This window comes from Bradyrhizobium sp. WSM2793 (genome assembly GCF_000379585.1).
Taxonomy (GTDB): Bacteria; Pseudomonadota; Alphaproteobacteria; order Rhizobiales; family Xanthobacteraceae; genus Bradyrhizobium.
The window spans coordinates 228625-241112 of record NZ_KB902768.1 but is presented as its reverse complement, the minus strand read 5'-3'; the positions used below and the strand labels follow the sequence as shown (position 1 = coordinate 241112).

12 protein-coding genes are annotated in these 12488 nt (G+C 66.1%); 7 read left to right on the top strand and 5 right to left on the bottom strand.

The features are described 5' to 3' along the window. Nucleotides 1–6: 6 nt before the first annotated feature. A complete protein-coding gene (locus A3AS_RS0101035) occupies nt 7–699 on the bottom strand; it encodes an SRPBCC family protein (protein WP_245283119.1) in 693 nt (230 codons plus the stop codon). Between A3AS_RS0101035 and A3AS_RS0101030 the strand changes: the two genes are divergently transcribed. The 7 genes from A3AS_RS0101030 (at nt 692) to A3AS_RS0101000 (ending at nt 7694) form a co-directional block, all read left to right on the top strand. Continuing rightward, nucleotides 692–1687, top strand: a complete 996-nt coding sequence (locus tag A3AS_RS0101030; RefSeq protein WP_018315743.1) for a tripartite tricarboxylate transporter substrate binding protein — start codon at nt 692–694, stop codon at nt 1685–1687. The two genes, A3AS_RS0101035 and A3AS_RS0101030, sit on opposite strands and share 8 nt — an antisense overlap. A gap of 228 nt (nt 1688–1915) precedes the next feature. Further along, nucleotides 1916–2407, top strand: a complete 492-nt coding sequence (locus tag A3AS_RS0101025) for a tripartite tricarboxylate transporter TctB family protein (RefSeq protein ID WP_018315742.1) — start codon at nt 1916–1918, stop codon at nt 2405–2407. Between the two features lie 4 nt (nt 2408–2411). Further along, complete coding sequence (locus A3AS_RS0101020; RefSeq protein ID WP_018315741.1) at nt 2412–3923, top strand: tripartite tricarboxylate transporter permease; 1512 nt, start codon at nt 2412–2414, stop codon at nt 3921–3923. Between the two features lie 52 nt (nt 3924–3975). Beyond that, on the top strand, nt 3976–4965 hold the full coding sequence (meaB, locus tag A3AS_RS0101015; protein WP_018315740.1) for a methylmalonyl Co-A mutase-associated GTPase MeaB: 990 nt from the start codon (nt 3976–3978) through the stop codon (nt 4963–4965). Next, nucleotides 4962–5618: a pyroglutamyl-peptidase I gene (locus A3AS_RS0101010; RefSeq protein ID WP_018315739.1), complete on the top strand. Its 657-nt coding sequence runs from the start codon at nt 4962–4964 to the stop codon at nt 5616–5618. Before meaB ends, A3AS_RS0101010 begins: the two co-directional genes overlap by 4 nt. Nucleotides 5619–5819: 201 nt before the next feature. Further along, nucleotides 5820–7190, top strand: a complete 1371-nt coding sequence (locus A3AS_RS0101005; protein WP_018315738.1) for a TIGR03808 family TAT-translocated repetitive protein — start codon at nt 5820–5822, stop codon at nt 7188–7190. A 195-nt stretch (nt 7191–7385) separates the two neighbouring features. Next, on the top strand, nt 7386–7694 hold the full coding sequence (locus A3AS_RS0101000) for a GIY-YIG nuclease family protein (protein ID WP_026201544.1): 309 nt from the start codon (nt 7386–7388) through the stop codon (nt 7692–7694). Nucleotides 7695–7825: 131 nt separating this feature from the next. Here the strand turns inward: A3AS_RS0101000 and A3AS_RS0100995 are convergent, their stop codons facing one another. The 4 genes from A3AS_RS0100995 to A3AS_RS0100980 all read right to left on the bottom strand — a co-directional run bounded on the left by A3AS_RS0100995 (nt 7826) and on the right by A3AS_RS0100980 (nt 12102). Beyond that, entirely contained in the window at nt 7826–8572 is a 747-nt protein-coding gene (locus tag A3AS_RS0100995; protein WP_018315736.1) for a TIGR03809 family protein, read from the bottom strand. 536 nt (nt 8573–9108) lie between these two features. Then, nucleotides 9109–10824 (bottom strand): S8 family serine peptidase, encoded by a 1716-nt coding sequence (locus A3AS_RS0100990; protein WP_018315735.1) that lies wholly within the window; start codon nt 10822–10824, stop codon nt 9109–9111. Between the two features lie 16 nt (nt 10825–10840). Next, nucleotides 10841–11536: a hypothetical protein gene (locus A3AS_RS0100985; protein ID WP_018315734.1), complete on the bottom strand. Its 696-nt coding sequence runs from the start codon at nt 11534–11536 to the stop codon at nt 10841–10843. Beyond that, entirely contained in the window at nt 11533–12102 is a 570-nt protein-coding gene (locus tag A3AS_RS0100980) for a sigma-70 family RNA polymerase sigma factor (RefSeq protein WP_018315733.1), read from the bottom strand. The genes A3AS_RS0100985 and A3AS_RS0100980 overlap by 4 nt, the downstream gene beginning before the upstream one ends. Between the last annotated feature and the right edge of the window lie 386 nt (nt 12103–12488).

The following is a 12488-nucleotide window of genomic DNA, read 5'->3' as shown; positions in this document are numbered from 1 at the left end:
CGGTCGCTAACTGGCCCGCGCCAGCGTTCGCGCAAGTGAGTCCGTCCAATCAGGAATCCAGGACGCGAATAGCGCCTGCCAGCGATCGGCATCCGCCGGCTCGGTATCAAGCGCGACCGACCATTCGATGAGGGTGCGATTGCCCTCGATGATCGGGCGCAGGTGCATGGTGCCTTGATAGCGCGTCGGCGCCGGCGTCTGGCTTCCGTCATCTTGCGGATACGGCAGCGCTTCGAGACCGGCGTAGGTCAGGGTGTGCTGCCGATCCGAGTGATCGACCAGGCGCTGGCGGATCCAGTTTCCGAGATAGCAGAAGCGCCTGATGGCGCCGACTTCATCGCCACGCTTGTCGTCTTCGATCTCGCTCTCGCTCACCCCGTCGATGTAAGCGGGATAGTTGTTGAAATCGCGGATCAGCGACCAGACTTCGTTCAGCGGGCGGTCCAGCACGGCGCTGTAATAGGCTTGGGTCATCGGTGGCTTGCCTTTGGCTTTCGTTACGCGCAGAGGTTGGCGAATTGCGCGGGCAAAACCCACCCGATTTCCGACTGCCCACCCGATGGGCATCAGGGTTTCACAAAACATGGCGATCTCGTTGGTAGCGCTACCTTGCGGCGGCGCTGCAAAGCCGACTAGAATGTCGCCATTGAGAAGAGCACCCGACCTCACGGGCGCCGCTGGGAGAGATTCAATGTCCAAGATTTCGCGTCGCACCTTTGCGGCTTCGACCGCCGCCGTTGCCGCGTCCGCCGCTTTCGGCTTCAACAAGCCCGCACGCGCACAAGCCTATCCGGCCCGGCCGGTCACCGTGATCGTGCCGTGGGGCGCGGGCGGCGGAACCGACGCGACCGCGCGCATTGTCGCAGCGCTTCTGGAAAAGGACCTCGGCCAGCCCTTCAACGTGGTCAACCGCACCGGCGGCTCCGGCGTGGTCGGCCATAGCGCGATCGCGACCGCACAGCCCGACGGCTACACCATCGGCATGCTGACCGTCGAAATCTCGATGATGCACTGGCAGGGCCTCACCGAGCTGACGCCGAAGAGCTACACGCCGCTGGCGCTGATGAACGAGGATCCCCCGGGCATCCAGGTCTCCTCCTCCTCGCCCTACAAGACGGTCAAGGAGCTCGCCGACGCGATCAAGGCGGCGCCTCCCGGCAAGTTCAAGGCCTCCGGCACCGGCCAGGGCGGCATCTGGCATCTGGCGCTGGTCGGCTGGATGCAGGCGATGGGCCTGCCCGCCAACCAGGTCGCCTGGGTGCCATCGAACGGCGCGGCCCCTGCGATGCAGGATCTCGCCGCCGGCGGCCTCGATCTCACCACCTGCTCGGTGCCGGAGGCGCGCGCCATCATCGAGGCCGGCAAGGCCAGGAGCCTCGCCATCATGGCGCCCGCGCGCAACCCGATCTTCAAGGACGTGCCGACGCTGAAGGAAGCGATGGGCATCGATTATGCGACCGGCGCCTGGCGCGGCATCGGCGCCCCGAAGAACCTGCCGCCGGAGATCGCAACCAAGCTCACCGCGGCGCTGAAGAAGGTCTACGAGTCCGCCGAGTTCAAGGACTTCATGAGCAATCGCGGCTTCGGCACCGTGTGGGGCGATGCCGGCCAGTTCGCAGGCTTCATGGACAAGGGCGACGCCCAGATGGGTGAAGCGATGAAAGCGGCGGGCTTGAGCAAGGCGTGACCTTTCACAGCTCTCGCGTGAGATGACTTTGGCTGACGTGGTTGGTTCGCTCACTGCATCACCTCTCCCCGCGTGTGGGGAGAGGTCGAATTCGAGCTTTGCTCGAATTCGGGTGAGGGGGACTCTCCACGCCTCCAACTCTCACCTCGCCCGCGGCGAGCCCCCCTCACCCCAACCCTTTCCCCGCAAGCGGGGAGAGGGAGCGCACCTCCTGTAGGACTCCTCCCCATGCGTCTTCCCGACTCCGTCACGGGATCGTTTCTCGTCGTCCTCGGCGCGGCTGCCGCCTATGGCGGCTACATCCTGCCGCCGGTGCCGGGTCAGCCGGTCGGCCCCAACGTGTTTCCGCTCGTGATCGGCAGCGGCCTTGCGCTGTGCGGGCTCGCGATCGTGTTCGGGATCGGCCACTCCTTCGAGGAGGAGGAAGAGCTGATCCCGCTGGAGGACGGCCAGGCGGCCGCTCCACCGCCGCAGGGCAAGCTCTACGGCCTGCGCGCTTTGCTGCCGCCGGCGCTGCTGCTGTTTTACGTCGCCGCCGCCGACCGGCTCGGCTTCATCATCACTGCGGCGATCATGGTCTACGTGACGTCCACTGCGCTCGGTGCGAAGTGGAAGCTGGCGCTGCCGCTTGCCGCGCTGTCGCCGTTCGCCATCCATCTCATCTTCGGCAAGCTGCTCCGCGTGCCGCTGCCCGCCGGCCTGCTGCCGACGCCCTGGTAATCCCATGCTGAAGACCTTGCTTGACGCATTCGCGCTGATCTCCACCTGGGAGGTCATCATTTCGATGTTCGCGGCCTCCGTGTACGGGCTCGTGATCGGCTCGCTGCCGGGCCTGTCGGCGACGATGGCAACCGCCCTACTCGTCCCCGTCACCTTCTACCTCTCGCCGATCGCGGCGATCGCGACCATCGTCGCGGCGTCCTCGATGGCGATCTTCTCCGGCGACATTCCCGGCGCACTGCTGCGCATTCCCGGCACGCCGGCCTCCGCGGCTTACGCGGACGAAGCTTACGCCATGACGCGCAAGGGCCAGGCCGAGCTCGCGCTCGGGGCCGGCGTGTGGTTTTCCGCGGTCGGCGGCATCGCCGGCGTGCTGTCGCTGATGATCCTGGCGCCGCCGCTTGCCGAGATCGCGCTGTCGTTCTCGACCTTCGAATATTTCTGGCTGGCGCTGCTCGGCCTGATGTGCGCCACCTTGGTGGCGCGCTCCTCCCCGGTGAAGGCGATCGCCGGCATGTTCCTCGGCCTGCTGGTCTCCTGCATCGGCATCGAAAATCCCGGCGGCGTGCCGCGCTTCACCTTCGGCCTCACCGATCTGTTCGGCGGCATCGAGCCGATCCCGGCGCTGGTCGGCGTGTTCGCGGTGGCGCAGGTGATGCGCGCGATGCTGACCCCCGAGCCGCCGCCGCTGCCGCGACGAAAATTCGGAAGCATCATGGCAGGACAGTGGAGGCTGACAAAGCTATATCACTGGCAGATGACGCGCGGGAACATCGTCGGCATCATCATCGGCGTGCTGCCCGGAGCCGGTGCCGACATGGCCGCCTGGGTCTCCTACGCGATGTCGAAGCGCTTCTCCAAGGAGCCGGAAAAATTCGGCACCGGCCATGTCGAGGGCCTGGTCGAGGCCGGCGCCAGCAACAATGCCAGCATCGCCTCGGGTTGGGTGCCCTCGCTGCTGTTCGGCATCCCCGGCGACACCATCGCCGCGATCGCGATCGGCGTGCTCTACATGAAGGGCCTCAATCCCGGCCCGACGCTGTTCACCGAGAAGGCGTCGAGCATGTACGCGATCTATCTGATGTTCATCATCGCGAACATCCTGATGATCCCGCTCGGCATCGCCATGATCCGGGTTGCCGCCTACATCCTGCTGGCGCCGCGCTCGACCATAATGCCGATCATCATGCTGTGCTGTGCGGTCGGCTCGTTCGCGATCGGCAACAACATGTTCGGCGTCGTCACCGTCGCCGCCTTCGGCGTGATCGGCTACGTGATGGAGGCGAACGGCTATCCCGTCGCCGCGATGGTGCTCGGCATCGTCATGGGCACCATGGTCGAGCAGGCCTTCGTGACCTCGCTGATCAAGTCGGACGGCAGTATCCTGCCGTTCTTCGAGCGCCCGGTCGCAGCGATCCTCGCCGCCATGGCGATCGGCGCCCTGCTCTGGCCGGTGATGGTGTGGGTCTGGCGCAAGGTAAAACAGCCGCAAGCCGCGGCAGCCACGAGCCGGTGATATCGGGCGGGCGGGCCTCGCCTGCCCCGCCTCGGCATTGTAAAGCAGGGGCATGACTGAGAAGAAGCCCTCGCTCGACATCAAGACCCTCGCCAAGGAGCTCCGCGGCGGCAGCCGCGCGGCGCTGGCGCGGGCCATCACGCTGGTGGAGAGCCGGCGCGCCGACCATCAGGCGCTGGCGCGGGAGCTGGTGCAGAGGCTTCTGCCGGAGACCGGCAAGGCGTTTCGCGTTGGCATCACGGGATCGCCCGGCGTCGGCAAGTCCACCACCATCGATGTGCTCGGGACCTATCTGATCGAGCAGGGCCACAAGGTCGCGGTGCTCGCGGTCGATCCGTCCTCGGCTCGCAGCGGCGGCTCGATCCTCGGCGACAAGACGCGGATGGCGCGGCTGTCGGCCTCGGACGATGCCTTCATCCGCCCGTCGCCGTCCTCGGGCACGCTCGGCGGCGTCGCCGCGAAAACGCGTGAGGCGATGCTGTTATGCGAGGCCGCCGGCTTCGGCGTCGTGCTGGTCGAGACCGTCGGCATAGGACAGTCCGAGACCGCGGTCTGCGACATGACCGATTTCTTCCTCGCGCTGATGCTGCCGGGCGGCGGCGACGAATTGCAGGGCATCAAGAAGGGCCTGGTCGAGCTCGCCGACATGATCGCGATCAACAAGGCCGATGGCGACAACCTCAAGCGCGCCAACATCACCGCCGCCGATTATCGCGGCGCGCTGCATATCCTCAGCCCCCGATCCGAGCATTGGCACCCACCCGTCGTCACCTATTCGGCGCTGGCCGGCACCGGCATCACCGACCTCTGGCAGAAGGTTTTAGACCATCGCAAGGCGATGAACGCGTCCGGCGATTTCGCCGCGCGGCGGCGCGACCAGCAGGTGAAATGGATGTGGTCGATGCTGGAGCAGCGCATGCTGGCGCGGCTGCGCAGCGAGGCCTCGGTTCGCACCAAGGTCCGGAAGATCGAGACCGAGGTCGCCGACGGCCATCTCACGCCGGCCCTCGCCGCCGAGCAGATCTTGGAGTTGCTGAAATGAGCGAAAAGCTCCGCATTCTCCTCACCGGCTTCGGCCCGTTTCCCGGCGCGCCCTATAACCCGACCCAGCCGCTGGTCGCGCGGCTCGCGCAACTGCGCCGTCCGGCACTCGACGATGTCGCGATCTCCAGCCACATCTTCCCGGTCACCTATGCCGCGGTCGACCGGCAATTGCCGGAGGTGATCGCAAAGGTGAGGCCGGATGCGCTGTTGATGTTCGGCCTCGCGGCACGCACGCCCTACCTGCGCATCGAGACCCGCGCGCGCAACGCCGTCACCATGCTCTGGCCCGATGCCGCCAACACCCGATCGAGCAAGCGCGGCATCTCCGGCCATGCCGACGCGATGAATTTCGGTCCGCACACGGCAAGGCTGCTGCGCGCCGCGCGCCTCACCGGCATCGATGCGCGCTCCTCGCGCGATGCCGGCGCCTATCTCTGCAACTACCTGAGCTGGCGCGCGATCGAGAACGTGAAGGCGGGCGGCCCGCAGCTCGCGGCGTTCATCCACATTCCCTCGCTCGCACGCAGCGGCGCGGTTCGGCGCAAGGGTGCGCCGCGGATCACGCTGGAAGAGCTGGTGGATGCGGGGGAAGCGATGCTGATCGAGATGGTGGCGCTGGCCAGGAAGGGGCGGAACACGCCGGCTTCGTAGGGTGGGCAAAGGCGCCCCTGCGCCGTGCCCACCATCTCGTTCCATCTCCCGTCAAATCGTGGGCACGCTACGCTTTGCCCACCCTACGGCACCGTCTCTGCGTAAACATTTAACCCTACCGCGAACAATCCCCGCGCCCTCGCCTGCCCTGCGCTACCTAGTCGGCGCGGATGCTCTCCCGCCTCCGCCGGAGGACGCGTCATGGACCTCAATCGCCGCCATCTGATCGGAGCTTCGACCGCAGGCATCGCGGGCTCGCTCGCCATGCCGGCCGACGCCGCGCGCGCGGCACCACTGACATCCCTGCTCGGCCGCGATGCCACACAATACGGCGTGCGGCCCGGCAGCAGCGAAGATCAGACCCGCGCGCTGCAGCGCGCGATCGACGAAGCTGCACGCGCACAGCTGCCGCTGGCGCTACCACCCGGCGTCTATCGCGCCGGGCTGTTGCGGCTGCCCAACGGCGCGCAATTGATCGGTGTGCGCGGGGCGACGAAACTCGTCTTCACCGGCGGCGCCTCGGCGATCCAGAGCGACGGTTCGGACTCCATCGGCCTCACCGGCATCACTTTCGACGGCGGCAGCATTCCGCTGCCGGCGCGGCGCGGGCTGATCCATGTCCTCGGCGGGCGCGATACGCGCATCACTGATTGCGAGATCACGAACTCAGGCGGCAGCGGCATCTGGCTCGAGCAGGTCTCCGGCGACATCTCCGGCAACATCTTCACTGACATCGCGGTGACCGCGGTGGTCTCGTTCGACGCCAGGGGTCTCAGCGTCTCCCGCAACACGATTCTCGGCACCAACGACAATGGCATCGAGATCCTGCGCAGCGCGATCGGCGACGACGGAACGCTAGTTGCCGACAACCGCATCGAGAACATCAAGGCCGGCCCCGGCGGCTCCGGCCAGTACGGCAACGCCATCAACGCCTTTCGCGCCGGCAACGTGATCGTGCGCGGCAACCGCATCAGGAACTGCGATTACTCCGCAGTGCGTGGCAACTCCGCCTCCAACATCCACATCACAGGCAACAGCGTCAGCGACGTTCGCGAGGTCGCGCTCTATTCGGAGTTTTCGTTCGAGGCCGCGGTGATCGCCAACAACACGGTCGACGGCGCCGCGGTCGGCGTCTCCGTCTGCAATTTCAACGAAGGCGGCCGCATCGCGGTGGTCCAGGGCAACATCATCCGCAACCTCGTTCCGAAGCGCCCGATCGGCACCGCGCCGGACGACGATGCCGGCGTCGGCATCTACATCGAGGCGGATACCTCGGTGACCGGAAACGTGATCGAGAACGCACCGTCCTACGGCATCGTCGCCGGCTGGGGCAAATATCTGCGCGACGTCGCGATCACGGGCAACGTGATCCGCAAGGCCCTCGCCGGCGTCGGCGTCTCCGTCGTGCCGGGCGCCGGCATCGCGCTGGTCAACAACAACATGATCTCCGAGACCCCGCGCGGTGCCGTGGTCGGGCTGGACCATGCGCGTGCGGTGACGTCGGATCTGTCAGCCGACGGCGCGCAGCGGTTCGCGCAGGTGGTGCTCGGCAGCAATGCGGTGCGCAGGTAGGCGTGGCTGACAGCCGGGCCGGTCATCCTTCGAGGCTCGCTCCGCGGTGCTCTGCACCGCGAAACTCGCACCTCAGCATGACGGGATAGCCTTTGGGTTGTCGCATCAAACTTGACAACCCAAACACTGCCGTCATCCTGAGGCGCTCCCCACGTGGCGCAGCGCGCCACGTGGGGAGCCTCGAAGGATGATGTTGTGGGCATCTATATCTACATGCTGCAATGCGCCGACGGCTCTTTCTACATTGGAAGCGCGACCGGTGAGGATACGTCCAAACGTGTCGATGAGCATAATGCCGGCGCTTATCCCGGGTATACTTATTCGAGGCGTCCCGTCGTCCTGGTGTGGTCCGAGTATTTCGATCGGATCATCGACGGGATTGCCGCCGAACGTCAGCTCAAGGGATGGAGCCGCGCCAAGAAGGAAGCGCTCATTCGTTCGGATTGGAAGGCGGTGAGCCAGTTTGCGCGGCGTCGGGCGGGAGCGCCTAGATCGAAGACATAAGCTTGGTATGGCGGCAGATGGGCCGCTCATCCTTCGAGGCTCCCCATGGGACGCCTTGCGTCCCATGCCTCGCACCTCAGGATGACGGGGCGAGAGAGGCGGCCGACTCTGCTCGGGCCTCACCCACGGCCTTAGAACGCATTCCTGAGCAGCGGGTACTTGGCTTCGAGGCCGTCGAGGCTGAAGGTGAATTCTACGACGCGCTCGGGGGCTGCGACGATTTCTTCGGCCGGCGGGGTGAACTGCGGCAGGAGCGATGCCATTGCAGCAGGCGCAGCCGTCTGCGGCTTCGCGGCAGGAACCGCGAGTGGCGGCCTCACTTCAGGCGCCGCGCGCGGCGCCATTGCGGCGGGCACGGCGAGCGGTGACCTCACGGCAGGTGCGGTCAGCGGCGCCCTCGCCGCGGGAGCCTTGAGCGGCGGCATCTCGGCAGGCGCGATAAACGACGCCATCGCAGCGGAGGCTGCGGGCGCGGCGAGCGGCGCGACCGGGGCTTCGGTGATCTCGGCGAGAACGTCCGGCTTCGGATCGAGCCTGACCGGGACGGCGGTCTCTGGGGCGATGTGGACGGCCTTTGGCTGCAGGGTCTTGGGCTGCACGATCTGCGCCTGTTGCTCGCGCGGAAACACGCGGGGCATGGTCGCCGGCGACCAGCCGAATGCCGGCGTCACGCTCGCGGCCGCCTCGGCGACGTCCCCACCGGTCGCGAGCGCGCGCCAGGTCTGGACGGCACGTTTGGCTTCCTGGATGTTTTCGAGGAATGCGATCTCGGAGTGATAACGGCGCCAGCGGCCGGTCTCGAACATTTCGGAGAGATGTTGCAGCCGCTGCTCGGCGAGAGCGCACCAGCGCGCCGCGACGTCGCGGCCAGCAACCACAGCACGCGCAGACGCCCAATCGGACGTGCAGCTAGACTCTTGGCGATGTGTCATGAACCAGCCCGTCAGGGGAAAACACGGACGCGGAGGACGCAACGCACACGAATCAATTTAGACGCGACATGAATATTTTGTGGAAAAGTTTTGACTTGTCCAGCAACGACACGGCATTCGTCGTCAATCACCGTAGTCGTGCGGAGATTTGCTGTGTTTTCGAGTCAAGCCTCGCACAAGCATAGCGGAGGTGCGACGCGCCGGGCGAACAGCCGACTCGAACATGGCGGCGTCCCATCAACCGCAAGCTGAACGACGCAAGGCTTCGAAGAATCGGATGCCGAAAAGAAAAGACCCGTCCGGGGGGACAACCGGACGGGTCAAGCCATATGGGCGCTTGGGGTGGATGGGCGCTCGCGCCTGATATGACTGATGGGGAGGGATGACCGCTCCCACATAATTTGGTCGTGGCAGCTGGCTGAACGTTCAATGCGGGGTTCGATTTTTTAACCTTCGGCCCGCGCGCATCTTTGTCGCAGCCGCTATCGCGTCGCCGGCCTATCCGCCTGAGAAATCGTGGATTTATCGTCCGCACTCGACAACGAAGGTTGTTCGATCGCGCGGGTGCCAGGCTCGTCGCGACGCTTGCCGGCATCTTCACGTTTTGTTGTACCGGACGCAGCCGCAACCGGCGTCGCGCCGTCGGCGGGAACAGCCATGACCGCGGCAAACGCATCGGTCTGGCCGTCGCCGAAAAGCTCGTCACGCCCGGGGGAGCCGAGGTCGCGCGCGGTCTTCGCCAGCGTCACGCGCAGCGCTTCCGGCTTCAAGGTGTAATTGCGCTCGAGCAGCAACGCCGCGACGCCTGACACATAGGCGGCCGAGAACGAGGTTCCCGATGCCATCTGGTACTTGCCGTCCGGCGCCGGCAGGAAGATGTCGACCCCGGGCGCCGCGACGGCAATGTAATTGCCGCGGTTGGACGCGGTGAACAGCCTGTCCTGCTGGTCGGTCGCGCTGACCGCGATCACGTTCGGATTGGCGGCCGGATAGAGCGGCGGCGATTTTGCGCCGGCATTGCCGGCGGCGGCGATCAGCACGAGGCCGCGCGCGGCGGTCGCCGCGATGGCGCGCTCGATTACCGCGTCCTTCGGTCCGGCAAAGCTCATATTGACGATCTGCGCGCCGTGCTCGGCGGCGTAATTCAGCGACCGCAGGATGATGTAGGACGAGCTCTCGGCGCCGCCATTGCTGCCACCGAAGGCACGGATCGCGATGATGCGCGCCTGGGGCGCGCTGCCCATCAGCCGGTCATGCGCCACGATGGCGCCGGCGATGCCGGTGCCGTGGACGTGCGGCCCCTCCGCGCTGCCGAGTGCATCGAAATTGTCGGCGACGGAATTGGCGAGCTCGGGATGCCTGGTGTCGATGCCGGAGTCGATCACGGCAACCGTGACGTTGGCGCCGTGCGCCAGCGTATGCGCCTGCGGCAAGCGGAGCTTTGTCAGTGCATATTGCGCAGGATCGCCTTCGGTCGGGGGCGGCGATTTCTGGTCCTGCAGCACATAGCGGAAGTTCGCCTGGACCGAGCGCACGCTGCCGTCGGCCGCGAATTCGCGCCGCACCGTCTCGTACGGCCGGCCATCCGTGATGCGGAACAGACCGAACGTAGCCCCGATCAGCGGGAAGCTCTCCGACGAGATCCGCGTCAAGCCGTGCCGGCGGGCCAACGCGTCGGCATCACCGGGCGACAATGTGCCGTCGATCTCGGCCACGAATTCGTTGGCGAAGCTGCGAAGATTGGCGGCGGCCGGCGTGGCGTTGCCGCGGCCCTTGCCGGCGCTCTTCTTGGCGGCTTTGCCCGAGCCACCGCCGCCGGCATTCGGCTGCGCCAGGCATTCGCCGTCGGCATCGCGATAGGGCGCGGTACAGGCCGGATACAGGTTCGGCGAGTAGCGCGCATAGGGCAGCACCGTCGTCGTCGGCCGCAGGCGCGACGTCGTGGTGTGGGGAATGGTCGCCATCGTCCGCGGGCCGCGGTCGACGGACACCGCCCTGGCCGAGATGGTCGGACCGATGCGCGGGGCGATGCTCGGAGAGATGGTCGGCGTTCGCGTGGGCACGCTGATCGTCGGCGTGCGCATGATCGCCTGCGCCTGCGCAACCTCGACGCCGAGACAGGCGGCGATCAGAAGCGCGGCGCCGACCGATGAAGCGTAGGCCCCGGCGCGCACCCTGCTCTCGGACTTGCCTGTCATCGGATCAGCGGCGCGCTCAAGGCGCCGCGACGGCGAGGTTGACGAACTTCTCGCGCTGCATCTTGCCGAGCAGCGAGGCGAGCTCGTCCTGGCTCATCGCCTTGTCGAACTGGAGACGGAACATGCCGCCCTTGGCATCGCCGATGATCGAGGCCTGGTAGCTGTCGAGCAGCGCGGTGATGTCGGCAACGCGGGCCTCGGGCGTGAAGCGCACCAGCGCGCGCGCCGGCGGAACGGTGGTGCCGAGTTCGCGAGTGATCGGACCGCTGGTCGAGAGCGAAGCGGTCTGAAAGGTCGCGGGCTGGTTCTTCATCAGCACGGCGCCGATGATTCCGGCTTGCAGCATCAGCGCGATGGCGCCAAGGCTCGCCGACCAGGCCAGCGTGCGCGGCGACAGGCTCGCGAAGAAGGTCGAGATGCGCGCCGACAGCGGCAGCGAGCCGCTCGCCCGCGCCGGCTCGGCATCGATCGCGGCGAACAGCTTCTGCAGCGCGCGCGCCGACGGAGCGCCCAAGCTCTCGTTCAGATGAATGGTCTCTTCATACTCGCCGCGGATTGCGGCATATTGCCTGGCAAGCTCGGGATCGCGCGCCAGCGCATCCTCGACCCGCCGCGCATCGCGCGCGTTCAGCGTGCCGGCCGCGTGCCACGGCAGCAGCAGTTCAATTTCACTGGGCTCTTGCTCCAGCATCTTCTTGCTCAAAGCCATCATGGCCAGCCTCGCTCAACGCCGGCTGCCTTCAGCAGTTCGGCCAGTTTCTTGCGCGCATAGAACAAGCGCGTCTTCACAGTGTTTTCCGGTATTCCGACGATTTCGGCCACCTCTTCCACGGACTTCTCGTGGTAGTAGACGAGATCGACGATTTCCCGATGGTCCGGCGAGAGGCCCGTCAGACACTCCCGCAACGCTTCACTGGTATCCTTCTTCTGCACCACCGTTTCCGGATTGTCGGACGTATCCTCGATCGCGTTGGCGGCGTCTTCGTCCAGTTCGAAATCCTTCCTGCGCCGGAGCGCAGACAGGGCCTTGAAACGGGTGATTGCCAGTAGCCAGGTAGAAACGGCGGATCGGCCCTCGAACTTGCCGGCTTGACGCCAGACGTCGAGAAATACCTCGCTGATGAGGTCTTCCGCCGCCTGCTCGTCCCGCACGAGCCTCAGCCCGAACCTGTAGACCCTGACATGGTGCCGCCCGTACAGCACCTGCATGGCGAGCCGGTCACCTTGGGCGATCCTGGCGATCAGGACCTCGTCCGAAGCCGCCTGTGTCACGCTCAATGCCCGTCTCGCAAAGTTGGTCGGGTCGGCGCGGCGGACGGTTCGACCGGGGGCGCAAAATTGTTCAATCTACCGCAGTCGTACGGTCGCCTATGTGACCTACCCCACATACGCGTATTTTTCTTGTCCCACCTCCGGCCATCGGCCGTCTTCATCCAGATCGGTAACATAATACTGCGATACTTCCCTGCGCAATGCCTGTCCGGCACAGGCGGCCCGGCCTCGTTCGGTTCCATAGCAGCCCTGCACGACATATGTCTCGCCAAGCCCGGCTTAGGCTCGATCGCATCGCAAACGGATGCCTGATCGCCGGCAAAATTTCTCCGCCAGCCTAGCACCTTGTTCCGCGCTGCATGGTTCGGATTCGGTTTCAAAGGATACCAAAC

Bases quoted from the DNA above. Each gene is read 5' to 3' on its own strand.
- A3AS_RS0101030 (WP_018315743.1), top strand. From the start codon at position 692: ATGTCCAAGATTTCGCGTCGCACCTTTGCGGCTTCGACCGCCGCCGTT.
- A3AS_RS0101025 (WP_018315742.1), top strand. From the start codon at position 1,916: ATGCGTCTTCCCGACTCCGTCACGGGATCGTTTCTCGTCGTCCTCGGC.
- A3AS_RS0101020 (WP_018315741.1), top strand. From the start codon at position 2,412: ATGCTGAAGACCTTGCTTGACGCATTCGCGCTGATCTCCACCTGGGAG.
- meaB (WP_018315740.1), top strand. From the start codon at position 3,976: ATGACTGAGAAGAAGCCCTCGCTCGACATCAAGACCCTCGCCAAGGAG.
- A3AS_RS0101010 (WP_018315739.1), top strand. From the start codon at position 4,962: ATGAGCGAAAAGCTCCGCATTCTCCTCACCGGCTTCGGCCCGTTTCCC.
- A3AS_RS0101005 (WP_018315738.1), top strand. From the start codon at position 5,820: ATGGACCTCAATCGCCGCCATCTGATCGGAGCTTCGACCGCAGGCATC.
- A3AS_RS0100990 (WP_018315735.1), bottom strand. From the start codon at position 10,824: ATGACAGGCAAGTCCGAGAGCAGGGTGCGCGCCGGGGCCTACGCTTCA.
- A3AS_RS0100985 (WP_018315734.1), bottom strand. From the start codon at position 11,536: ATGATGGCTTTGAGCAAGAAGATGCTGGAGCAAGAGCCCAGTGAAATT.